Origin of the sequence: Arcobacter acticola (assembly GCF_013177675.1) — a bacterium.
GTDB classification, from domain to species: Bacteria; Campylobacterota; Campylobacteria; order Campylobacterales; family Arcobacteraceae; genus Aliarcobacter; species Aliarcobacter acticola.
Genome location: NZ_CP042652.1, coordinates 2,776,105 through 2,800,424 on the forward strand (window position 1 = coordinate 2,776,105; position 24,320 = coordinate 2,800,424).

Annotated in this window: 28 protein-coding genes; 3 read left to right on the forward strand and 25 right to left on the reverse strand. The window is 27.5% G+C overall.

Annotated elements, in window-relative coordinates; translation table 11 throughout:
• Positions 1 to 56 precede the first annotated feature (56 nt).
• Positions 57 to 1,475, forward strand: coding sequence for an SDR family oxidoreductase (locus AACT_RS14185; protein WP_172127968.1), 1,419 nt, complete (start codon positions 57 to 59; stop codon positions 1,473 to 1,475).
• On the opposite strand, the gene AACT_RS14190 is transcribed toward AACT_RS14185, so the two are convergent.
• From AACT_RS14190 to AACT_RS14275, 19 genes are all read right to left on the reverse strand, one after another.
• Positions 1,472 to 2,863 (reverse strand): cobyric acid synthase, encoded by a 1,392-nt coding sequence (locus AACT_RS14190; RefSeq protein WP_172127970.1) that lies wholly within the window; start codon positions 2,861 to 2,863, stop codon positions 1,472 to 1,474. The genes AACT_RS14185 and AACT_RS14190 overlap by 4 nt on opposite strands.
• Before the next feature lie 9 nt (positions 2,864 to 2,872).
• Positions 2,873 to 4,228: an ATP-binding protein gene (locus tag AACT_RS14195; protein WP_172127972.1), complete on the reverse strand. Its 1,356-nt coding sequence runs from the start codon at positions 4,226 to 4,228 to the stop codon at positions 2,873 to 2,875.
• Between the two features lie 147 nt (positions 4,229 to 4,375).
• Positions 4,376 to 5,509 carry a hypothetical protein gene (locus AACT_RS14200; RefSeq protein WP_172127974.1) on the reverse strand — a complete coding sequence of 378 codons (1,134 nt, stop codon included), beginning with the start codon at positions 5,507 to 5,509 and terminating at the stop codon, positions 4,376 to 4,378.
• Between the two features lie 187 nt (positions 5,510 to 5,696).
• Positions 5,697 to 5,954, reverse strand: a complete 258-nt coding sequence (locus tag AACT_RS15740; protein WP_172128717.1) for a type II toxin-antitoxin system RelE/ParE family toxin — start codon at positions 5,952 to 5,954, stop codon at positions 5,697 to 5,699.
• Positions 5,942 to 6,151 (reverse strand): hypothetical protein, encoded by a 210-nt coding sequence (locus tag AACT_RS14210; protein WP_172127976.1) that lies wholly within the window; start codon positions 6,149 to 6,151, stop codon positions 5,942 to 5,944. Before AACT_RS14210 ends, AACT_RS15740 begins: the two co-directional genes overlap by 13 nt.
• A 244-nt stretch (positions 6,152 to 6,395) precedes the next feature.
• A complete protein-coding gene (locus AACT_RS15490) occupies positions 6,396 to 6,683 on the reverse strand; it encodes a PDDEXK nuclease domain-containing protein (protein WP_228720592.1) in 288 nt (95 codons plus the stop codon).
• A 20-nt stretch (positions 6,684 to 6,703) separates the two neighbouring features.
• Positions 6,704 to 7,189 (reverse strand): DUF1016 N-terminal domain-containing protein, encoded by a 486-nt coding sequence (locus tag AACT_RS15495; protein ID WP_216658206.1) that lies wholly within the window; start codon positions 7,187 to 7,189, stop codon positions 6,704 to 6,706.
• Between the two features lie 244 nt (positions 7,190 to 7,433).
• Complete coding sequence (locus tag AACT_RS14220; protein ID WP_172127978.1) at positions 7,434 to 7,721, reverse strand: type II toxin-antitoxin system RelE family toxin; 288 nt, start codon at positions 7,719 to 7,721, stop codon at positions 7,434 to 7,436.
• A complete protein-coding gene (locus AACT_RS14225) occupies positions 7,722 to 7,943 on the reverse strand; it encodes a ribbon-helix-helix domain-containing protein (RefSeq protein WP_172127980.1) in 222 nt (73 codons plus the stop codon).
• 52 nt (positions 7,944 to 7,995) lie between these two features.
• On the reverse strand, positions 7,996 to 8,682 hold the full coding sequence (locus tag AACT_RS14230) for an SDR family oxidoreductase (protein WP_172127982.1): 687 nt from the start codon (positions 8,680 to 8,682) through the stop codon (positions 7,996 to 7,998).
• A gap of 15 nt (positions 8,683 to 8,697) precedes the next feature.
• Positions 8,698 to 9,303, reverse strand: coding sequence for a hypothetical protein (locus AACT_RS14235; protein ID WP_172127984.1), 606 nt, complete (start codon positions 9,301 to 9,303; stop codon positions 8,698 to 8,700).
• A complete protein-coding gene (locus tag AACT_RS14240; RefSeq protein WP_172127986.1) occupies positions 9,297 to 10,310 on the reverse strand; it encodes an aminotransferase class I/II-fold pyridoxal phosphate-dependent enzyme in 1,014 nt (337 codons plus the stop codon). Before AACT_RS14240 ends, AACT_RS14235 begins: the two co-directional genes overlap by 7 nt.
• Positions 10,307 to 11,053, reverse strand: a complete 747-nt coding sequence (locus AACT_RS14245) for an adenosylcobinamide-GDP ribazoletransferase (protein WP_172127988.1) — start codon at positions 11,051 to 11,053, stop codon at positions 10,307 to 10,309. The genes AACT_RS14240 and AACT_RS14245 overlap by 4 nt, the downstream gene beginning before the upstream one ends.
• The gene (locus tag AACT_RS14250; RefSeq protein WP_228720497.1) at positions 11,050 to 11,547 is read right to left on the reverse strand and encodes a bifunctional adenosylcobinamide kinase/adenosylcobinamide-phosphate guanylyltransferase; all 498 of its coding nucleotides are present in this window, start codon (positions 11,545 to 11,547) and stop codon (positions 11,050 to 11,052) included. Before AACT_RS14250 ends, AACT_RS14245 begins: the two co-directional genes overlap by 4 nt.
• Complete coding sequence (locus tag AACT_RS14255; protein WP_172127990.1) at positions 11,544 to 12,143, reverse strand: MarC family protein; 600 nt, start codon at positions 12,141 to 12,143, stop codon at positions 11,544 to 11,546. Before AACT_RS14255 ends, AACT_RS14250 begins: the two co-directional genes overlap by 4 nt.
• A 67-nt stretch (positions 12,144 to 12,210) precedes the next feature.
• The gene (locus AACT_RS14260; RefSeq protein ID WP_172128721.1) at positions 12,211 to 12,864 is read right to left on the reverse strand and encodes a GDSL-type esterase/lipase family protein; all 654 of its coding nucleotides are present in this window, start codon (positions 12,862 to 12,864) and stop codon (positions 12,211 to 12,213) included.
• Positions 12,865 to 12,877: 13 nt separating this feature from the next.
• Positions 12,878 to 13,942 (reverse strand): nicotinate mononucleotide-dependent phosphoribosyltransferase CobT, encoded by a 1,065-nt coding sequence (gene cobT, locus AACT_RS14265; RefSeq protein ID WP_172127992.1) that lies wholly within the window; start codon positions 13,940 to 13,942, stop codon positions 12,878 to 12,880.
• Positions 13,943 to 14,011: 69 nt separating this feature from the next.
• Positions 14,012 to 14,671 (reverse strand): response regulator transcription factor, encoded by a 660-nt coding sequence (locus AACT_RS14270; protein ID WP_172127994.1) that lies wholly within the window; start codon positions 14,669 to 14,671, stop codon positions 14,012 to 14,014.
• A gap of 24 nt (positions 14,672 to 14,695) precedes the next feature.
• Positions 14,696 to 16,867: a sensor histidine kinase gene (locus AACT_RS14275; protein WP_172127996.1), complete on the reverse strand. Its 2,172-nt coding sequence runs from the start codon at positions 16,865 to 16,867 to the stop codon at positions 14,696 to 14,698.
• 110 nt (positions 16,868 to 16,977) lie between these two features.
• Here AACT_RS14275 and AACT_RS14280 point away from each other — a divergent pair, with 110 nt between their 5' ends.
• Positions 16,978 to 18,384, forward strand: coding sequence for a DASS family sodium-coupled anion symporter (locus tag AACT_RS14280; RefSeq protein WP_172127998.1), 1,407 nt, complete (start codon positions 16,978 to 16,980; stop codon positions 18,382 to 18,384).
• Between the two features lie 16 nt (positions 18,385 to 18,400).
• Here AACT_RS14280 and AACT_RS14285 read toward each other — a convergent pair whose 3' ends face one another.
• The 3 genes from AACT_RS14285 to AACT_RS14295 all read right to left on the reverse strand — a co-directional run bounded on the left by AACT_RS14285 (position 18,401) and on the right by AACT_RS14295 (position 21,370).
• Positions 18,401 to 19,144 (reverse strand): sulfite exporter TauE/SafE family protein, encoded by a 744-nt coding sequence (locus AACT_RS14285; protein ID WP_172128000.1) that lies wholly within the window; start codon positions 19,142 to 19,144, stop codon positions 18,401 to 18,403.
• Between the two features lie 71 nt (positions 19,145 to 19,215).
• Positions 19,216 to 20,997 carry a protein-disulfide reductase DsbD gene (gene dsbD, locus AACT_RS14290; RefSeq protein ID WP_172128002.1) on the reverse strand — a complete coding sequence of 594 codons (1,782 nt, stop codon included), beginning with the start codon at positions 20,995 to 20,997 and terminating at the stop codon, positions 19,216 to 19,218.
• A 10-nt stretch (positions 20,998 to 21,007) separates the two neighbouring features.
• Positions 21,008 to 21,370 (reverse strand): thioredoxin family protein, encoded by a 363-nt coding sequence (locus AACT_RS14295; RefSeq protein ID WP_216658207.1) that lies wholly within the window; start codon positions 21,368 to 21,370, stop codon positions 21,008 to 21,010.
• A 144-nt stretch (positions 21,371 to 21,514) separates the two neighbouring features.
• On the opposite strand from AACT_RS14295, the gene AACT_RS14300 reads away from it, so the two are divergent.
• Entirely contained in the window at positions 21,515 to 21,868 is a 354-nt protein-coding gene (locus AACT_RS14300; protein ID WP_172128004.1) for a rhodanese-like domain-containing protein, read from the forward strand.
• Here the strand turns inward: AACT_RS14300 and AACT_RS14305 are convergent.
• Genes AACT_RS14305 through rimK form a run of 3 tightly spaced genes read right to left on the reverse strand, consistent with a single transcriptional unit; the run spans position 21,865 to position 24,311 of the window.
• Positions 21,865 to 22,320, reverse strand: a complete 456-nt coding sequence (locus AACT_RS14305) for an ATP-dependent zinc protease family protein (RefSeq protein WP_172128006.1) — start codon at positions 22,318 to 22,320, stop codon at positions 21,865 to 21,867. The genes AACT_RS14300 and AACT_RS14305 overlap by 4 nt on opposite strands.
• Positions 22,321 to 23,370 (reverse strand): succinylglutamate desuccinylase/aspartoacylase family protein, encoded by a 1,050-nt coding sequence (locus tag AACT_RS14310; protein WP_172128008.1) that lies wholly within the window; start codon positions 23,368 to 23,370, stop codon positions 22,321 to 22,323.
• Positions 23,371 to 23,378: 8 nt separating this feature from the next.
• A complete protein-coding gene (rimK, locus tag AACT_RS14315) occupies positions 23,379 to 24,311 on the reverse strand; it encodes a 30S ribosomal protein S6--L-glutamate ligase (RefSeq protein ID WP_172128010.1) in 933 nt (310 codons plus the stop codon).
• Between the last annotated feature and the right edge of the window lie 9 nt (positions 24,312 to 24,320).

Here is a 24,320-nt window from a genome sequence, read left to right on the forward strand (position 1 = left end):
AGTGATATAATTAATTTTATGGAATATTAGCATTAGTTTAGTAAAAGGAGTCCATCATGAAAGTTTTATTAACAGGCTCAACTGGATATATAGGAAGAAGATTAAAACAAAAGCTTCTAGAAGATAAAAATATAAAACTAAGACTTTTGGTTAGAAATAAAAAAAGTGTCTGCGAGTTAGAAAAAAAAGTAGAAATAATTGAAGGTGACACTTTTAATAAAGATGCTCTAAAAATAGCTCTTCAAGATGTAGATACTGCTTATTATCTAATACACTCTTTAAGTAATGAAAACTATAAAGACCTAGATAAAATCTCAGCTCAAAACTTTTTAGATGTAGCAGTTGAATGTGGGGTAAAAAGAATAATCTATCTAGGTGGTCTTGGAGTTAAAAATGATGATACAAGCGAACACTTACTTTCTCGTATTGAAACAGGAGAAATACTTAGTTCTAATAAAAATGTTCAAACAATATGGTTTAGAGCAGGAGTAATAATAGGTTCAGGAAGTGCTAGTTTTGAAATCATCAGAAATCTAACAGAAAAACTTCCAGTAATGACCACTCCTAAATGGGTAAATACTATAGCTCAACCAATTGCAATAGATGATGTTTTATCATATTTACAGGAAGCTATAAATCTAGAAACAAAAGAAAATCTAATAGTTGATATTGGAAGTAAGGCTTTAAGTTATAAAGAGATGATGATAGGAACGGCAAATGCCTTAGGACTAAAAAGAGTTATTATTCCTCTTCCTTTTATGAGTATTAATATCTCATCATATTGGCTGAACCTTTTTACACCCGTTCCTTTTAGTGTGGCAAAAGCATTAATAGAAGGACTTAAATCAGAAGTAACCATACAAAATGACCATGCTAAAAAATATTTCCCTCAAATACAGCCTATTTCATATGAAGACTCTGTAAGAAATGCAATAAAAGAGATAGAAGAAAATCAAGTAATAAGTAGATGGAATGATACAGCAAATGGTGTTTGGGAAAAAAATAGCTCAAATGAAATCTCACAAGCTTTATATATGGATAGAAAAGAAGCAGACATCTCACATATTCAAGCTCAAAAAGTATATCAAGCTTTTACTTCTATTGGAGGAGAAAATGGTTGGTTTGCTTTTGACTTCCTTTGGGAACTAAGAGGTTTCATAGATAAGATGATTGGTGGAGTTGGTTTAAAAAGAGGAAGAAGAAGCCAATGTGATTTAAGAATTAGTGATTGTTTGGATTTTTGGAAAGTTGTAGATTTGAAAGAAAATGAAAGACTTTTATTATACGCACAAATGAAACTTCCAGGAGAGGCATGGCTTGAGTTTAAAATCAAAGATAATAAACTAATCCAATCAGCCTACTTCTATCCAAAAGGAGTATTTGGAAGACTCTATTGGTATAGCCTAGTTCCCCTACACTACTTTATATTTAAAAATATGATAAATAGTATTATAAAAAAAGCATCAACTCTTTAAGTGATGCTTTTTAATATATGATTGACATCTAGTTTTGCTTTTAATGTAGAAATAAAACTATCTATGGTTTGTTTTTTATACTCTTGAAAATCAAAACCCATATATTCATTTTTAATTGATTTGAAGTATTTTGTTCTAAACTCATTGTTATCAAAAATTCCATGAACAAAAGTACCTTTGAAATTTTCCTTTTCAAAAGATAGTGGATACTTTTCACACATACCGTGGTGTATCTCAAAACCTTCTATTTTTTCTTCAAATAAATCATAAGTTTTTTTCTCTAAAATCTTCTCTTTTTCAAAAACCACAATATCATCTATAAGACCAAAGCCCTGCTCTTTTACTGCTTGTTCATTTTCTAAAGCATACTTATCATCAAGAAAATTAAACATCATTTCATAACCACCACAAATGGCACAAATATCTTTTTTGTAGTTTTGTATTTGTTCAAATAAACCAGTCTCTTTTAGCCAAAGTAAATCTTTGATTACAAGCTTACTTCCTGGAAGTATCACTAAATCAAACTTTTCAAGGGAAATATTAGAACTCACAAACTCTACAAAAACTTCTTCATCTGCTATTAAAGGTTCAAAGTCATTGTAGTTACTCATATGTGGATATGAAATAACTGCAATATCAAGTTTTTTATTTCTTGGATGTTGAACAAAGTTTTTCAAAGATGCACTATCTTCAAATCCTAAATTAAAAGGAAGATATGGCAATACTCCCAAAACTGGAATTTTAAAATCCTCTTCTATGATTCTAATACCCTCATCAAAAAGTGATAAATCACCTCTAAATTTATTTACAATTACACCTATTACATTTTTTCGTAACTTTTCTGGAAGAAGATTATAAACTCCCCAAATCGAAGCAAAAACTCCACCTTTTTCTATGTCTGCTACTAATATGATTTTTGTGTTATATTCTGTTGCAATAAAAATATTAGATAAATCCTTATCCATAAGATTTAACTCCACAGGACTTCCAGCACCCTCACAAACAAGACAATCATACTTTGCATCTAAATACTCAAAACATCTCTTTACAGCAGGTTTAAGTAAGTCTAAATCACGGTAATACTCTAATACATCTTTATTACTCACAACTTTCCCCTCAACTATTAAAGAAGCCGAACTTCCACGACCTGATTTAAGTAAAATAGGATTTAGATGATATGAAGTCTCAACACCTAAAACCTCCGATTGAAAATACTGAGCGATAGCTATTTCACTTCCATCATCACAAACATGAGAATTATTTGATACATTTTGAGCTTTAAAGGGAGCAACACTATGACCTAAGTCTTGAAGTATTTTTGCTATTACAAAAGTGATAGTTGATTTTCCTGCATCACTACTTGTACCAAAGATTGAGATGTTATTCATTTATTAATCCTATAAAATATTTTCTACTAGTTTTATACTTCTATCTTCTAAACTAATTTTTATTAACTCATCTGTATAACCTGATTTAGAAAAGAGCATAAATTTTTTTATAGGTAGTTTTAATTCAATTTGCTTTGATTTTTCTTTTAAACTATTCAAAATATCAATACCTACTTTTTTATTTGTGTACTTACATTCACCTACGATTAAAAAATCTTCACCAACACCAACCATATCAATCTCTTCATTTTTGTTCCACCATCTACCACACTTTAATAGTTCTTCATTTTTAAGTGTGTATTCTATACATATATCTTCATAGGTTTTTGAAATATGATTTGTAAAACTCTCTTGTATTTTTGTTAGAACAAACTTTGTATTGTCCATTTCAAGTTGGCTTTTATATGGTAAACAATATGAAAACCAAAATCTAAAGAAGTTATCTTTTATAAAATACAATCCCTTTTTACTTTTTTGCGGATTTATTTCAGTTATTGGTACATCTTTATAAATAATATCAAGTTCCATCAGTTTTGAAATAAACGATGTTATATTTTGAACATTTTTATTTAATCTTCCTGCAATATTGCCAAGTTTATGTTCACCTCTTGCAATAGTTTCTAATATAGTAAAATAAGTAATTGGCTCATTTACTTCATTTTGTAATATAAATCTTGGTTCATCATAAAGAAAAGAGTTTTTATCTAAGATATTTTTTTCAATTGATTTATATATATCTTTAGTATCTTTAAACATTTCAAGATATTTAGGTACTCCATATAAAATAGAATATAATTCAATTAGTTCAATTTCACTCTTTTTTGAGAAAAACTCTTTTATATACTCAAATTTTATAGCTTCTAGTTTTATAGCACTTGTTCTTCTTCCATATAAAGGTGAATTATAAGAAAGTGTTTGCTCATACATCATAGATATAATCGAACCACATAATATAAGATGTATATTTTTTTGTTTTAATAACTCATCTATTATATATTGAAAAATCGAAGGAATAGAAGAATTTATTTTTGTTAGATATTGAAATTCATCTATGATTATTATTAGTTTCTTTTCAAAAGTTTTTTGAGATATATATTTAAAAATTTGCTCAAAACTATCTATTTTTAACTCTTTTAAAAAATCATCATTTAAATAATTGGCAATAATATCTTGAAATCTTTTTAAAACAATATTTTCACTTTCTAATGTAACTAAGAAATAAATAGACTCTTTATTTTGAATATACTCTTTTAAAAGTGTTGTTTTACCAACTCTTCTTCTTCCATAAAGTACTGAAAATCGAAAACTCTCTTCTTTATATTCATCATTCAAAAGTTGAAGTTCTTTTACTCTATTTACAAACATTTTATTCCTTTATCGTTTTTCAATTATGATAATATCAAAACGATAAATATTTGTAAAGGATTTTATTTATAATCTTGAAGTATTTTTGCTATTACAAAAGTTAGTGTTGATTTTCCTGCGTCACTTGAAGTTCCGAAGATTGAGATGTTATTCATTTATTAGGATTCCTGTTTCTATGAATTTGTTGATTTTTTGGAAGGTTTTATTATCTACATCTTTTGAAATATCTAGTTTATTTGCTAAAAATTTACTTTCATAATTTTTAAGATTACTTTCTAAAAAATTATTATGATATTTTCTTTTTTCCTCAGGTTTTTCTTTACCAGAGAAAATACTTTCTTTCAATTTTGAATAATAATCTTGAAACGTTGAAAGCAGCTTGAGATTTTCTCCTATTCCTCTTTCACTAAAATTGTTAGAATATTTTTCATGAATATCATAAAATCCTCTAAGTAAATATATGTTTTCTACTTTATGATTACAAATTGTATGAAATAGAATAAAATTGATATTCACCAAAATCAAACATCTTAAAACATCATCATTTATTTCTTGTTCTTTCTCTATCCATTCAACCAAATTATCTAAAACTTGAATATAAATTCTTGCATTTAATTCTTCTGTTTCTTCAATAGTTTTTAGGATAATTTCTTTATGCTCATCTAAAACTCTATATTTTTCATTACTAAAAATAGTTTCAAATAACTCTTTTATACTTGGTTCATATTTCAAAAACTTAGATACAGATTTCTCTTTTACTCTTGAAAATACATTTTTTTCTTCACCTTCAAAAACATCATCATTTAAAATTATCACAACTTTACAATTTAAATCAATTGCTAAATGAGAAATAAATCCAAACAAATCATTTAAATCTATGTCCTTAGATTTTCTCTCAAAATCATCAAAACAAACTATTCCACCATTTTCAAGATATGATAATGCACTTCTTTTAATATTTTTTTGTTGAATATCATCTATTCCATCTACTAATTTTGATACATCAAGAAGTGAGCAAAAACTTCCAAATCGTTTTCCAAAATCTTTTACTTTTTCATATCCAGATAGTACTGCATTTTTCCCACCAACTGAACAAAGATAAGCTTGTGCATAAATATTATCTTCTATTTTATCAAGTGTTCTGTTTCCGTATAAACTACTATATACATAAGCTTTTTGTTTTTCTGTTTGATTTTGTATTAACTCTTTTTCAATAATATTTTTCCAAAAAAAAGTTTTACCACTTCCCCCATTTTCCAGAAAGCATAATAACTTTACCATTTGAAATTTCTTTTCTTAAATAACCATCTTCACCAATTAAATATTTTTCTAATCTTTTTTGATTACTCATCATCCACCACCTTTAAATTCTCATTTTCAAAATGTGCTTCTATCTCTTCAATACTTGGCAACGATGATTTATACTCTTTTTTTATATTTTAGTTCCAAAGATTTTGATTAAAAATACCTAAGATGATGATTTTATGATTTTCTTTATCTTAAAAGGTATAGTATAACCTTTATAGATAAGTTCTCGTAAATTCTCATCTTTTGCATCTTCTCTTTTTCTGTAGATATAAGGATTATTTGGTATTGTTTTAATTTTAGAAATAATATCTTCGAAAAATTTATACACGCTATTAGGACAATCTATTTCTATAAAAAGAATTATTTCATCAAGTTCTTTTTTGAATCTTTTTGATTGTTCTAAGGTTAAAGTTTCGATAGTAACCTTTCTCTTATCTCATCTAATCCCGTACCAAAAGGTTCTGTTTCCATTTTTCCACTTCGATATTCTAATGATCTTTTTTTGATTTCTTCATCTAGTGATTTTTTTACTTCAACGGCATCTTTTGGTAAAGTTTTTAACATCTGTTCAAACTGTTCTAAATATTCATCTTTTATAGTTAATTTCATCGTCATAACAAGATACCTCCTTGCATTTTATATTTGATTATATCAAAACTATTTGTAAAATCTCAAAATATGCGTAACCGCTCTTAGTTTAGTTTCAAGTATTTCCATATCAAAGAAATTATATTTAAAGATTTATTTTAAAAGATTATTTAGACTCTGTTTTTTTAAAGTTCTATAAATATCAAAATCAATATCTATACTTACTATATTTTTAATATTTTCTTTATTTGCTATATACAGCAAAGTCGCATCAGCTAAATACTCTTTCAATCTTTTTTGATTTGCAAATAAGTATTCCTATGGCTGGGTTGTCATTTTTGTCTTTTATCTCTTCATCAACTGCTGATGTATAAAAGCTAAGTTTTCCTGCAAATTCTGGTTTGAACTCTGTGGCTTTTAGCTCTACTACCACATAACATTTTAGTTTTATATGATAAAAAAGTAAATCTATTCTAAACTCATCACCGCCAACAATTAGCTTGTATTGTCTGCCAACATATGCAAATCCACTTCCCAGTTCAAGTAAAAATTTCGTGATATTGTCTGTTAGGGCATTTTCTAGCTCTTTTTCTTGATAGCCTTTTGTAAGGCATAAAAATCAAAATTATAAGGGTCTTTTGTGATTTCTTTTGCTAAATCTGATTGAAGAGGTGGAAGAGTAGCTTCAAAGTTAGTGATGGCTTTGCCGTCTCTTGAATAAAGATTTGTTTCTATTTGATGAATAAGTACATTTCTACTTATTCCATTTTTGATTGTGTTTTGTACATAATATAGGGCTTCTTCGATAGTTTTGCATTTTTGAATAATTGCGATATTATGTCCCCAAGGTATCATCAAAATTTGAGCAACAACTTGTTGGCTTTTTTCTTCATCAAATTTCGAAACAAATTGTTTCGTATTTTCAATACTACTTTCGCCCACAACTTGTTGGCTTTTTATAGTTTTCAATTCACTCACAAGTTGTTGCCAAAATAAAAACCATTGTCTGATATTTTTTATATTTGTATATGAAAAACCTTTTACATCAGGAAATTCTGCAATCAAATCAACACTAAGTTGCTGTAAAAACCCACTTCCCCAAGTGCTATTTTTTGCTTTTCAACAATCTCATTTCCTAAATTCCAACAAAATTCTAATAATGTGCTATTTACTTGAATTATGCTTTTATTTGAGAACTTTAAAACTTTTGTTTTATTTGGCTTTGCCACTCTTTGTATTCAGATGTGATAATTTAATGGATTTCATTTTTTAGCACCTTTGAAGATAGGTAATTGGTTTTTATTTTATCTTATTTCCTATAAGAATTTTCCCTAGATTTTACAGCTACGACTAAAATAATTAGTCTATCTTCTTCTTTTTTATAAATTACTCTATAAGTTCTTAGTTTCAATCTATAAAGTTCTTCATTTAATCCTTGAAGTTTTTTGATTTTGCCAGTTTTTAAAAGTTCTTGTTCAAATTCAAAAGAGAAATTATTAGTAAACTCTAAAATAGAATCAGTCAAAAATTTTAGATTTGATTTATCTATACGTTTAAAATCATTAACAGCTGTTTTTTGATAAACAACGCTATACATTTAAATACCAAGTTCTTTTAATAATTCATCATGAGTTATTGTTCCTGTACTATCATTCAATCTTTTTTTAGCAAGTTGAATATCTTGATAATCCATATACATTTCAAGTGCTTCTGAAACTATCGCTGTTTTTTTCTTACCCATCTCTTTAGACATAGCATCTAAATCTTCTAATAATTCTAATGATAAAGTAAAGGTAGTTGGTTTAACTGTTTTATACATAATAAACTCCTTTTATATTGTCTATTATATTGTTTATTATATTTATTGTCAACTAAACATAAATCATCTTTTTAGTCATTCCACCATCTATTACAAAATCACTTCCTGTTATAAAACCTCTATTTTTTAATAGGAATTTTACAGTATCAACTATATCATCAGGTGTTCCCACTCGTCCACTTGGGTGTTGTTCATTATCTACTTTTGTTGGAAGATACTCTTCATTTGTATTTATCCATCCTGGGCTTATTGAGTTTACTTTTACATCTGGACTCAAAGTTATAGCTAATGCATGAGTTAAAGAACTAATTCCTCCTTTTGATGCACTATAAGCTTCAGTTCCTGCTTCACTCATTGAAGCTCTTGTTGAAGAGATATTTATAATATGACCTTTTGATTGTTTTAACATAGATGCAAACTCTTTTGAAAGAATATATGGAGCAGTTAGATTTATACTTATGATATTTTCCCACTCTTCTAAAGTCTGTTTTTCTAAACTTTTTGATGAAAAAAGTGCTGCATTATTTATTAGAGCATATAGTGAATCTATATTTGTTTTTATCTTTTCAATAGTTTTTAAAAGTTTACTCTTATCAGATAAATCACACTTATAAAAATCAACTTTATCCATCTTATTTTCAACTATATCAATATTTATAATATGATATTTTTTACTTAGTTTTTTTGCCAGTGCTCTACCAATACCATGTGATGCACCTGTTATTATAATATTTTGCATTTTTACTCCAAAATTCTATTTATATTCTAAACTATTTACTACTAATTTTTTATTTACAAATGGGTCAACAATTGCGCTTATTTCTTCAAATTTATAATTTAAAGGGAAACCTATTTTAGAAGCTGTTGCTGTACTTTCTAAGATATAAAAAGGCTTATTATTTACATATAACGCTTTTTTATTTAGTTTTATATTTTCCAAATTTATTATCACAAAGATATGTTTTGGCACCAAGACAAAATATGCTTCATATCCTCGCACTTTAAGTAATGAAATCAATAGATTTGATTTATCATCACAGTCTCCAAAATTTTGAGTAACCACTTGTTTTGAATTTCTTGCGACACTTTCATTTATTTTATATGGAATTGCAGTTACAAAATCTAGCATTGATTGAACTTCACAAAGCTTATTATCATTACAATTTTTTGTTAGATATGTTGCAAGTTTTATGGTGTAGTCATCAGTTCTTACTTGATTTACATAAGTTGAATCACCAATATCTATAAACTGATTTCTAACTATAAAAAATGATGTGATTATCATATAAATCACATAGGCTATAAAAATAGCTGATAAGAAAAAAGAAAAATATTTTATAAAACTATTTTTAATTAACATATCTGTTTTAAGGCCTCACTCAAAATATCATTTGCAGTTGAAGATTTAACTGCAACTCGTACATATTTCTCATCTAGACAATCAAAGTTTGAACAATCTCTAACCATTATTTTATATGGTTTTAATTTTTCTTGAAACTCTTTTGCCTTTAATGATGCTAGTTTTATAAGCACATAATTTGCACTACTTTCAAGTACAACTTCAACTAAATTTGAATTTTTTAAAATATTTTCTAACTCTATTTTATTTTTTATATTTATAGCTTTTGAGATAGATTTAAAAAGTTTATCATCTAAAGCAGCTTGTAAATAATTTGAATCAAATTGAGATAGTTTCCACATGGGTTCAAATCTTTTTAGTTTTTCAATATTCTCTTTTCTTGAAACCATTGTTCCAACTCTTATTCCCGCACTTGAATAAAACTTTGTCATTGATTTTAAGATATATAATTTATCATAAGATTTTAGATATTTTATTGCACTTGGCTTATCACAAAAATCTAAAAAACTCTCATCAATCAAAATTGTACAAGATTTTTTTATCCATGTTTTCATCAACTCTTCAAGCTCATAATATTTTCCATCAGGAGTTGAAGGATTTACAAATATCACAAATGAACCCTCTTTTACAGGCGCTGTAATATCATCAAATCTGTTTATAATATCAAGCTCATAGCCAAAATTTAAAGAGGCTTTTTTATACTCTAAATATGCAGGTGAATAAATTGTGCAAGATTTTAAATCAAGATGTTTAAACAAAGTAAAAATAGCAGAACTTCCACCATTAAACAGCTCTATTTCAGAACTTTCAACTGCATAATTATCTGCGATTTTTTTATATAATTTATCATAAGTTGGATATGAAGATATATCTAAAGTATTAAAATCAATATTTATTTGTGGTTTCACAAAATTTATATTTGAAGATAAATCAATTATTTCACTTACCTTGCATCCTAAATCAAATGCGAATTTTTCTATTTGACCACCGTGTTCAAAAGTTTTCATAGTATTATCATAAGTCCTATATTTAAAAGTACAAGTTCAGTGTGTTCAAGAGTAAAACCTAAACAATCACCATTTACAAAGCCAAATTTTTTATCCAAAACTTTTAGTATAAAATAAAAACTAAGAAGTGATAAGATAAATAAAAGCAACACATTTGAGCCAATAATAAAAGCAAAAATCAAATAAATCAAAGAAAGAATTTTTAAGGTAAAAACACTACCATTTGCAAAAGCCAAAGATAAAAAACTATCCTTACTAAATTTATAATATTCAAGTAAATAAATCAAGTTTAATCTTGAAAAAATGCAAACTATGAGAAAAAGAGCATATTGTTTTTCATATAAAACATAAGTAATAATTCCAACTTTTAAAAGCACAAAACAAAAAGCATACAAAGCCCCAATAGCTCCAATAGTTGACTCTTTCATAATCTTATAGACATCTTTTCCACTATAAGAAGCAAACCAAGCATCTACAACATCACAAATAGCTTCTGTATGTAAAAATCCATATAAAAATAGATAAATAACAGCAACCACAAAAGATGAATAAAGTGGATTAAAAAATTCATTTAAAAATAGATTTAAGGCTATTACAATTAATCCTAAAATAGCTCCAACTAAAGGAAGAAAAAACAGAGTATATTTATAAGTTTCTTCTTTTATTTCCATATTTTTTACAAATACAGGAATAATAGAGAAGTATGAAAGTGCAAAATAAAATGCGTTTAATATCTGTTTCATTTTAGTTTTTTCTCAATTGAATACTTTACTTCATAAACCTCATCACAAAGTTTTGCCAACTCTTGCCCTAAAATTCCTGAAAAATCCACAAATCTTCTTGACTCTTTATCAAGTGGTATTACACCACATGAAACATCATTTAAAATAAATATTATATTTGCATCTATTTTAAAAAGCGCTCTTAACTGCTCTTTTAAAAGTTCTTCTTTTTCTTCTAGATTATTTAAGATCCACATAGAAACACAATCTATCAAATAAGTTTTATTTGCTTTTATTACTTTTGTTAAATCATGTGATTCTTCAATAGTTATAAAATCATCTTTTCTCTCAATAATATGTTTATTAATTCGCTCAATCATTGAAGAGTCATTATATGTGTTATCATAAGTAGCCACATAATATGGCTTTTCATCTTTTGATAACGCTAATGCTTTTTTGATTCCAGCATTTGTTTTGCCTGATTTTTGCCCACCAAAATAAAATACTTTTATCATAATTCTAAAAAGCCTTTAATTCCAGTAAATACAATTTGAGCAGAAAGGGCAGCTAAAAAAAGTCCTGTTATTTTTGAAATAACCAAAAGACCTTGCTTTCCCATTAATCTTTCAAAAACACTTGAAGTATAAAGCATAACTCCTATAACTAAAACGGCACAAACTAAAGCTAAACTTCCCATTAACATAGAAGAAGTATTTTCAAAAGTGGCACCCATTACAAGTAAAATACCTATAGTTCCAGGGCCAATAGTCACAGGAATAGCAAGGGGAACAACTGCTAATTGTAAGATATCTTTATCCCCTACTTTTGCAGTATCTTTATTTCCTCGAACTAATTCAACTGCTGTTAAAAATAGTAATGCTCCAGCACCAATTCTAAAAGCATCAAGTGTAATACCAAAAATTTCAAAAATATGTTTTCCAAAAAACAATAATACTAAACTCATAACAATAACAGAAGTGGTAACTTTGATAGCTAATGCTTTTCTTTCTTTTGATGTTGCATCGTGAGTAACCGTTAAAAAAACTGACAACACAAAAAATGGTGTCATAATAAAAAACATTTTTAAAAATGTTGAAATAAAAATTTCCATAAAAATCCTATAATATATTGTATTTAATAAATAGCTTTTATTCTAGCTACTATCTTTTATAAAGCAATTAAAAATATTTTCTAATCTCTTGTGCCCAAAGTTTATAAGCAGTCCCATTTAAATGTAAATCATCAAAGGTAAACTCTTTTTTCAACACTTTATTTGGTGCAAAAATTGGATTTAGATTTATAAATGTTATATTATTTTCTTTTGCATATTTTTCTAATCTTTTATCTAAATCTTCAACTTTAATATTAAAATTTCCAGCCCTTCTTTCACCTATAAATAGTGTTGATTGAATATATACTTTGATATTTCTGTCTTGAAAGAATTTTATGATTTTTAAATAGTTAGAATAAACCTCATCAACTTCTTTTCCTCTCATAATATCATTTACACCAATCATTATAAAAACTTGTTTTATACTTTTATTTATACTATCAAGTCTTTCTAAAACACCATCTGTTGTATCGCCACTTATTCCTCTGTTTTGTACAAGTGGATTATCTAGTAATTCATCCCATTGTCCTTCGTCTGTGATTGAATCACCTAACATTACTGTTGTGTATTTTGTATTTTGAGATAACATTTGAAATTGACTCTTTTTGTGTTTATAGTATGGATCATTTTGTATTTTCCATGCTTCTATCTGTTTTGGCTGTTTTATATTGCATCCACTTAATAAAAGTGCAAATAAAAATCCTGATAATATTTTTTTCATTTTTTATCCTATTTTATACTAAGAAGCTTTCAACTTTTTTTGTAACTTGCTCTTTTGTTAAGCCATTAATTGCACCATAACATAAAGCACCACCACAACCAACTCCTTCTTTTGCTTCACCTTCGTCATAAAGTTTGAGTGCAGGATGTGAAGACTCTGAAAAGTCAAAATCACTTGCATAAGCATTTATAGGAAAATCCAGTTGCTCTAAAAGTGCTTTTATATTTGAATTTTCATCTTTATTTATCCATTTAGTTGTACAAAGTGCAAGGTTTGAGCTATCTATCTGCCCATCCATACTTCTTAAAATAGAATTTACAACAAGTAAAACAGCAGCCATTTGTGTACCACCTGCAAGTATTACTTTTAGATTATTTGCTCTACTTCCTAGTATAAATCCTGCATTAAAAATAATCATATTATCACTTAGAAAGCCTAATTTCTCAAATAAATCATTTTTTGATTCTACTCTTTTTAAAGCATTTACTATTGTTTCATTTTTTATATCACTTGGATTATTTTTATATGAACTTGAAAAATATCCTTCACATTCATAACCTAAAGCTAATGCAGTTGCATTTGCCGTTGTAGTTCCTGCTGGTATTGATTCAGCTAATATTACATAATCATCATTTGTTTTATAAGATTGACCAAACTCTATTGCTTTTTGAAAAATCTCTAAGGCTTGAATTCTTGCACCATCATCGATTCGTCCACTTGGTTTCATATTAAAATCATGTATTTTAAAATGACTTATTTGAGGTAATGTTTCTAATCCAAGATTTAAAATCTCAATATTTGAAAAAGCATTTAGTTCATGAACTGCTCTTGTAATTAAAGCAGGTGTTGGTACACCCTTTGGAGTTTGAGCTATTTGTGGCATTGAACGAACTTGTTTTGTGCATAAAAATTCAGCATCTAAAATAGGAGTCAAATGTAAAAAGCCAGGAATCCCTGCTTGTGAGATATTTGGAATTTCACAAGTTTTTGTAACACTAGCACTTAATAAAAATGTAGCTTTTTTACCCCTTAAAAACTCTAAAAAATCCACTTTCCCTAAAATTGTTTCAAAGTTCATCTAAACCCTTTTTAATTTTTTGCAAAGTATAACAAATCTTATATAAAGCTCTAGTTTCAAATATTTTTATTAATTAAATTTTCTAACTATGTTTAAGATATATCCCATTCCACCTTGAGAAAGTATTGTATCTTCTGGAAGTTTTTTTCTAAGCCTTTTGATTAGTGCTCTTATATTATCATTTGTGGTTAAATCACCTTCCCAAACATACTGTTCTATTTGTTCAAAAGTGATAATTTTTTCTAAATTTTTTGCAAACAAATTAAATACTAGTATCTCTTTTTTTGCAAGTTTGATTTCCTCTTTTTTATCATCTAAAAGTTTTTCTAAATCTAAATTATAGGTATATCCATTTGGTAGATTTATATCTTTTGAAACTTTTTTACAAAGCTTATCAATTCTAGTTTCAAGTTCATAAATATAAAAAGGTTTTTTTATATACTCATCACAACCTTTTACATAAGCATCTTTTATAGTTTCTAATTCCACATTTGCACTTATTATAATAGCAGGCGTTGTTTCATCCATAACTCTTAATTCTTTTAATAAACTCAAACCATCAATTCCTGGAACATTTATATCCAAAATAAAACAATCATATCCATTATGAATAGATTGTAATGCAAGTTTTCCATCTTCAAACCAATCAACCTTATAGTTTTTTTCTTCTAAAGCTTCTATAATCAAATTTGAAAGTCGTTTGTTATCTTCTAATAATAATATCTTCATAAACTTACCTATCTTTATATATTTTTACACATTTTTACTAAGAGCAATTAAAATATTAGCTCCATTTTCTTGTTCTACAGCTTTTATATTTCCATCCATTTTATCTTCAATTATTAACTTCACCATATAAAGTCCAAAGCCATCACCATTTATTTTATCTGTAAAAAAAGGCTCAAATATTTTTTCTAAATTTTCTTTTTTTATTCCTGTTCCATTGTCTTTTATACTTATATGAATATGGTCATTCTCATAAAATGTATCTATAGTGATTTTCCCTTGAAAATACTCTTCTTCTCTTTTTTTCAAAATACTATCTCGTGCATTATTTATAATACTCAAAATTGCTTGTTTAAATTCATTTGGATATCCACTTATTATATATTTTTTATTTTCTTGAAAATTCACTTCAACATCAATATAGTTATATTTAATATTATGCTCTATAATTCTTAGTAACTCTTCAATAGCTTCTCTTATTTCAAAATCACTTTTAGACATAGATGGTTTTATAAAAGATCTAAAGTCATCAATTGTTTTTGTCATATACTGAACTTGTGTCATTATTTCATCTACAAACTCTTTACTATCTTCTTTTGATAACTCTTTTTTATTTCGTTTATAAAGTAACTCTTGAGCAATTGTAGAAATCTCAATTAGTGGCGTTTTCCATTGGTGGGCGATTGATGTCATTATTTCACCAATTTCTGATAGTTTTGATCTTTGAATAATAAACTGCTCATCTTTTTTTCTTTGATTTTGTAGTTTTTTAATATCTGTCATATCATTTATTATAGTTACTATTCCTGCTTCTTGATTCTTTTTATTAAAATATTTTTTTCTTCTAATCAATACTTCCATAGAAATATTTTTAAAAGTTAATGTTGTTTCTAATTCATTTATAAAGGCATCACTATCTTTCATTTGATTACATAAAGAAGGAAGAATTTCTTCTATTTCTCTACCTATAATTTCTTCTTTTTTCATATCTAGAAGTAAACATAAAGCTTCATTACATCCTAAAAATATACCATCATTTGATTTCCAATATATAATACTTTTAATATTATTAAGTAAAACATTATCAAGTTTATTTTGTTCTACTAGTTTTATTTCTAGATTTATTCTTTTTGTTATATTTACAATCAATCCAATTATTAATAAAAATAATAATGGTAATAAAATAAAGGTGCCATCAATAAATTGTCTATTTTTCTCAAAGAAATTTTTTGGTTCATTAAGAATAGTTGATAACATAGGTATTTTTGAATTATTTAGATTAAACTTTTCTAATACTTCATAATCAAAATAATACTTAGAAGTAGGAATACTAATAGGCAGTAAAGAAGCATCTTTACCTTGCATAATCTCTAAAGTTTTTTTAGCTGCAAGATTTCCTTGCTCTTTTGCATTTACCATAACTCCTCCAATTACACCTTCACCTAAATGAATCTTATTAAGGGCAAAAATTGGGTATTTGGATGAGTTAAAAAAACTTCTTAATTGTGAAGAAGTGATATATTTTTCATTTATATCTTTATACAAAGAACTAAATAAAATAGCACTATTTTTAGGTAGTGAATTTACTTTATTTAATATGGTATCAATATCAATTTTATTATCAAAAACAATTTTTATATTTTTTTCAAAACTTTTTACATCATTTAAAATTTGCTCTTTTATAGCTAAAGATGAAAAAGTATCATCGCTGATAATATACAAAGTATTTAAGTCTGTAATTGTTTTTTTAATCAATTCTATATTTTCTTTTATTTCTTTATATTCCACAACACCTGTCACATATTTTTTTAACTCTAAAGGAATAAAATCTTTATCGAAGTTCTCAACTCCAGTAAATACAACAGATGACTCATCAAATAACTTTTTATGATTTTTTAGAACAAACTCATAGGCATAATTATCAGCAGCAATTACAACTGAATATTTTCTATTTGAGAATTTCTTTTCATACAAATTCATTAAAATATCAAAATATTCTTGACTATCTATTTTTTTACTATCCATATATTCTATTGTTAATTCAAACTCTGGATATTTATCTAAAATTTCTTTAATACCTTGGGTTATTCCATCGGTCCATTTTAAGCCATTATTATATGAATGCAAAAGTAAAATTTCTTTTGAGGAGTTTGCAAATATTGTTGTGATTGTTAAAAAGAAGAGGATTAGAAATTTCATATGATTTTACTTTATTTTATTTATTTGATTAGATTTTATCAAAAAAGTCCTATTTTTATCCCTTTAACTTCCTATAATTACAGTATATAAAAACTTAAAAAGGAGACTATATGTCAAGTCAAACAATTAAATTGATTCTTCCTGTTGCTGTTTTACTAATTTTCTGGTTTATACCAGCACCGGAAGGTTTAAGTGCTAATGCATGGCACTTTATGGCAATATTTTTTGCCGTTGTTGTGGGTCTTATTGTTGAACCCGTTCCTGCTGCTTTAGTTGGGTTTACTGGAGTTTCGCTTGTTGCTGCTTTAGGATTAATAGGAAATTCAAAAGAGAGTATCACATGGGCATTATCTGGATTTTCAAATAGTGTTATTTGGTTAATTTTTGCAGCATTTATGTTCGCACTTGGTTACAAAAAAACAGGTCTTGGAAAAAGAGTTTCATTGGTTATGATTAAATATATGGGTAAAAGCTCACTTGGTCTTGGTTATGCAGTTGCCTTTTCAGATTTAGTTTTATCTCCATTTATGCCATCAAACACAGCTAGAAGTGCAGGAACTATCTATCCAGTTGCTTCAAATATACCTTTGATTTTTGACTCAACACCTGAGCATGAGCCAAGAAAACTTGGAGCTTATATTTCATGGGTTGCGATTGCAACTACTTGTGTTACAAGTTCTATGTTCCTAACAGCACTTGCACCAAACTTACTTGCAGTTGATTTAATTAATAAAGGTACAGGACATATGATTTCATGGGGAGCATGGGCTTCTATTATGTTACCACTTATGATTCCATTGTTTTTATTAACTCCATGGTTAGTTTATGTTGTATATCCACCAACTCAAAAAACTTCTCCTGAAGCTCCAGCTTGGGCTGCTGAAGAGTTAAAAAAATTAGGTGGAATTACTTCAAAAGAACTTCTAATGGCAGGATTAGCAGTTGTTGCACTTGCACTTTGGATTTTTAGTAAAAACTTTGGAATTGATTCTACAACTACTGCTATTTCAATAGTTTCAATTATGGTTTTAGCAAATGTAATTACTTGGGATGATGTTATTTCAAATAAAGCAGCATTCAATGTTCTTATTTGGTTTGCTTCACTTGTTGCAATGGCAGCAGGACTTAAAAAAGTTGGGGTTTTAGATTGGATTGGAAGTAGTACAGAAGTATATCTATCAGGAATGAGTCCTACTATGCTTATACTTTCTATGCTGTTTTTATTCTTTGTACTTCACTATTTCTTTGCAAGTACAACAGCACATACAACTGCATTAATGCCAATATTCTTAGCAATTGCAGTAAAATTAATGACTCCAGAACAATTAATACCTTTTAGTATTTTACTTGCAGGTAGCCTTGGGGTTATGGGAATTATCACTCCATATGCAACTGGACCTTCACCTATTTGGTATGGAGCAGGATACATTTCTCAAGGAAGATGGTGGGCACTAGGTGCTATCTTTGGAGCTTTATATTTAGCAGCTATTATCATAGGCGCTTTAATATTTATTTAAAAGAGGGAAACCTCTTTTAAATAGTTTGATATACTAAAAAAGACGCAATTAAAAATAGAACAACTTTTATTACTTTCCTATAAATTTCTTGGGGAATCTTATTTTTAACCTTCAATCCCACAAACATACCAGTCATAACTATAAATAAACTAAAAAAAGAAATACTTAATAACTCTTCATTAAATGAGCCATGCATCGTAAAAAGTATTATTTGAATAATTTTTCCAAATAAGAAACACAAGTTTGTTGATTGAATAATCTCTTTTTTTGTATGCTTAGACTCAAGAGAATAAATAATCAAAATTGATGCCATTACATTTGTTAATCCACCAATAAAACCTGCAACTAATCCAAATACAACTACAGACAATCTTCTTTTCTTTTCTATCCACTGCATTTGTATTTTAAACTTTTGAATAAAAAGATATAAAAATATTGAAATTGCAAGTAAAAGTTTAAAAAAATCTGTACTGCTGTAAATAAGTATTTGAGTACCTATTGCACTTCCTATCATTCCCATTAATGCCAAAGGATAGAACTTTTTCACAGCTTGCAAAAAGTTTCCTTCACTATAAATACTAATTAGATTAATCAAAAGCGTGGGAATAGCTATATATAAAATAGCCGTTTTCATATCAGTTATCATGGCAAGAAGTGGAGTTGCAATCATAGGAAAACCAAAACCTATACTTCCATGAACTAAAGAAGAGATAAAAATTATAAGTGAAATGATTAATAAAAAATCAGTATTTAAATCCATAATAAATCCTAAAAAATTTATTATAGGGAAATATTATTAAGAAGTAAAATTAAAAGAGGGAAATTCCTCTTTTAAAAATTTTTGTTTACTATTTGTAAGAAATCTGTAGGATTTTTATATCCAACAATTTTTGAAGAAGTAACTTCTTTTTTATCTTTATCCCAAAATATTAAGCCAGGAGGTCCAACAATACCATATAGTTTTTGTAAAGCTTTGTCATCTTCATTATTAGCCGTTACATCTGCTTTTAAAAGAGTAAATCCTTGAAGTTTAGCAATTACTGCTTCATCTTTAAATGTAATCTCTTCAAGTTCTTTACAAGCTACACACCATGAAGCCCAAAAATCTAACATAACGGGTTTACTTGAGTTTGCAATAGCGAGATTTAATTCTTCTATATTTTTTATTTTTGTAAAAATTAATTTTTCATTACTTACTTGAACAGCTTTTGAAGAAGTAAATTTCTCAAACGGCTTAAGCGGATTTGTACTCCCACTAATTGCTCCAACTAATAAACTAACTCCTAAAACAAAGATAACAACTGTTAAAGTTTGAGCTAAAATATTCTTATAAATTTTTAAATAAATTGCAGTTCCTATTAATAATAATGCCCATAAATACATAAGTAATGTAGCATCTAAAACTCTATCTAATAACCAAATAGCAACACCTAACATCACAATTCCAAAGATTCTAGTGATTCCTTCCATCCAACCACCTGGTTTTGGCATAAATCTTCCAGCTCCAAGTCCTATTAGTAATAATGGAACTCCCATTCCTAAACTCATTACAAATAAAGCCATTCCACCAAGAAGTGCATCACCTGTTTGACCAATATAAACTAAAGCACCGGCAAGTGGAGGAGCAACGCAAGGTCCAACTATTAAAGCTGATAAGAATCCCATAATAGCAATTCCTGCAACTCCTTGTTTTTCTTTTCCATCTGTTGTTTTATTTAATTTTGTCTGAATTGACTCAGGAAGTCTAATTTCAAAATATCCAAACATAGAAAAAGCAAGGGCCACAAATATAAAAGCAAATACAACTAAAACATAAGGGTTTTGAAGGGCAACTTGTAAGTTTGCACCAAACACACCTGCAATAATTCCTGCAATTGTATAAGCAACACTCATAGATAAAACATAAACTAATGAAAGAAAAAATCCTTTACTAGCTGTCATTTTTTCTTTTTGAGAAGCCCCTACAATAATCGAAGATAAAATAGGAATCATAGGGAATACACAAGGTGTTAAAGAAAGCAATAATCCAAATCCAAAGAAAGTTGCAAGTATTAATAAGATATTTCCATCTTTTAAACTATTTGCAATAGTATCTGTTTCATTTAAATTTGTATCTTGTGATACAGTAGATTGTTTATTTTCTTCTACTACTTCTACAGTTTTTGATTCTACTGCTTTTGTCTCTTTTGTAACAATTCCATCAAGAGTTAAAGTGTATTTCTCACTCATTGGAGCATAACAAAGACCTGCTTTTGAACAACCTTGAAATTTAACTTCAACTTCAAATTCATTTGAATCAACTTTTGATTTTAATAATGCAAAAGGAATATCTATACTTTGGTTAGTAAAATGAACAATAAACTCTTCATAAGTTACTGGCTCAACAATATTAACATCTTCAGTAATATTAATACTTTGTGGCTTTGTAATAAATACTTGTAACTTATCATCGTACAAGTATATACTATCGCCTAAATCTAATTTAAAGTTTAGACTATCTTCATTTTTTGTAAAACTTGTTTTAAAAGCATCTTCTGGTTCTAAAAAATCTTGTTTGAACTCCAAAGAAAATGAGTAAACAAAAGCTAGTAGAAGTAATAGTAATTTTTTCATTTATTTATCTTTATTTAAAATTTTCTTTTGATGTTGCCGTTAATTCTTCAACACTTAATACTCCAACATAATCATTCACTGGTTTTCCATTTTTAAAATAGACTAAAGTAGGAAGTTTTGAAACTCCATATTTTTTTGCAAGTACCATTTGATTATCAATATTTACTTTAAAAATTTCTACATTATCTGGTTTAACAACATCAAAATCTTCTAAATTTGATGCAAGTATTTTACAAGGTGGACACCAAACTGCATAAAAATCAATAATAACATTTTTATCTTTTATTTTTTCATCAAAATTATCAACTGTTAACTCTTCGTATGCAAAAAGAGAAGCTATGCTAATAAGCATTAGCAGAATTATTTTTTTCATTAACGTACCTTATTTTTTTTTGTATTATATATTATCTTTGTAAAGAGTTTGTTTATAGTATTAATATAACTAAAAATATAAGTTATTTTATAAGTTTTTATTATATATTTTATGTTAACATTACTTTTTATTTAAAGGAATTTTATGAATAATTTAGTAGATTTACAAGCTAAAACAGTTGAAAAAATGATTGATGATAATATAGCAATGATTGATGTAAGAAGACCTGATGAATGGGCACGCACTGGAGTTATTAAAAATGCTCATCTAATGACTTTTTTTGATGAATATGGAAACCATGATGTTGAAAATTGGATGAAAGATTTTGAAAAAATAGTGACTTCAAAAGATCAAACTTTTGTACTTATCTGCGCACATGCAAATAGAACAAGAACTATTGGAAATTTTTTAATAGAACAAGGATATAAAAATACAGCCCATTTATTTGGTGGAATGGCGGTATGGCAACAAGAACTAAGAGAGACTATTAAGTATTAATTTTTAATACTCTCTTTTAAATTAAATGATAAATCTTTTTTACTCACATCAACAATAAAATCTTGACTTAGAATATCTCTTCCTAGTAAAAAAGCATATGTCATATTTCTTCTATCATTTAAAGAGAGTTCAGAAACATAAGTTTTTCCTAGAATTATAATCTGCGTTTTTATAAAATATCTTTTTTGAGAAATACCATTTGAGCTTTTTACCTCTTTTATCTTAGAAATTTTATTAGTGAAACTTTCTTTACCTAAGATATTACATTTAACAAATTTATCATCAATTTTTTCAATATTTGTACAATGAAGTGATGAATTTGTAGCACCTGTATCAATTCTTGATTCTACATTCTCAAGATTGAAAGCTGGAAAATCTAACTTATCAATAGAACCTATAATATCTTTTGCGTATAGATTAAAAACTAAAAAAAGACAAAAAATTATTTTCACTTATTCAATAATCTCTTCATTATTAAGTTCATGGAATTCACTTTCATCCATTGCAGAGTCATTAAAATATTCTAATTTACTTTCTGCACTTTCCAAGTTCTTTAATTTTGCAATATGGAAGATTGCATCCCCTTCTTGAACAAGAGGAATTTCAGATTTCCCAATAATAACACCATCAAAAGTAGCTCTTATTTCATAAATATCATCCCCTAAAGGTTCGTCAATAAAAGCAATTATCTCATCTTTTTTTACTATATCACCAAGTGCTTTTATAGTTCTTAACATTCCACTTTCACTTGATCGAATCCAGTTGCTATTTCTAGTTATAATTGGTGATTTAATTGTTTTCTTTTTTAATACTGCTGGAAGCATTTGTATTTCCCTAAGAACATTTATAATTCCTGCAACTCCAATTCTTATTGAAGTTTCATCAAATCTTAATGCCTCACCCGCTTCATAAAGCAAGATAGGTACACCACTATCTTGTGCAGTTCCTCGAAGAGATCCATCTCTTAATTCTGAATGTAAAACAACAGGAGCACCAAAAGCTTTTGCTAATTTAAATGTATATTCATTATCAATATTTGTTCGAACTTGTGGAAGATTTGATTTATGAATAGATGCTGTGTGTAAATCAATTCCTAAATCACATCTTAAAACTACTTCATCAAAAAAAGTTTTAGCTACACGAGAAGCCAGTGAGCCTTTGATACTTCCAGGAAAACTTCTATTTAAATCTCTTCTATCAGGTAAATACCTTGAAAGATTCATTATTCCATACACATTAACAATAGGAACTAGGATTAAAGTTCCTTTTAATTTATTAAGAATACTTAACTTTCTTAGTCTTCTGATTATTTCAATACCATTTAGTTCATCACCATGAATTGCAGCACTTACAAAAACAATTGGACCATCTTTTTTACCTCTTATTACTCTAATAGGAAGATTAGTTGGTGTATTATAAAGCTTTGGTAATTCAAGATTTATAGTAACTCTTGTTCCTCTTAAAATTTCTGTATCTGCTATTATTAATTTTGAATTTGGCATATTAATTATTAAGCTCCGATGCTATCTTTTTTGATTTTTCTTTTCTGTGGATTATCTGTATCTGTTGGTTTTGTACTTTTTTCAATAAATTCCATAATTTTTGCAGCTATATTAATATTTGTTGATTTTTCAATTCCTTCTAAACCTGGACTTGAATTAACTTCCATTACTAAAGGGCCTCTAGCTGATGGAATCATATCAACACCACAAACACCAAGGCCCATAGCTTTGGCAGCTGCGATTGCAGTTGCTTTTTCTTTTCTATTCAATTTATATAAAGTTGCACTTCCACCTTGGTGTAAGTTTGATCTAAAATCACCCTCAGCACCTTGTCTTTTCATAGCACCAACAACTTCACCATTAACAACAAAAGCTCTAATATCAGCTCCCCCTGCTTCTTCAATATACTCTTGTACAAGTAAGTTTACATCCATTCCATAAAAAGCATCTAGAACTGATTTAGCTGCTTTTTCACTATCAACTAATACAACTCCAACACCTTGCGTTCCTTCTAAAATTTTCAATACTAATGGTGCTCCACCACTTAACTCAATTACGTCTTTTGCGTTTGATTTATTTGAAGCAAAAACTGTTCTTGGCATATCAACGCTATTTCTTGATAAAACCTGTAAACTTCTTAATTTATCTCTACTTCTTGCAATTGCTAAATTTCCTGATGTACTAAATACTTCCATCATTTCAAAGTGTCGAACCATTGCAGTACCATAAAAAGTTCTACTTGCACCAATTCTTGGAATTATAGCATCAGGAGTAGGTAATACTTTTCCTTGATAATTAATTACTAATTCACCTTTCATAATTTCAATAGTACATCTTAAATAATCAATTACTTTAACTTCCCATCCTTTATTCTTAGCTTCTTCCACTAATCTTCTTGTAGAATATAATTCTTTATTTCTTGATAATACATAAATTAACATTTTAATCCT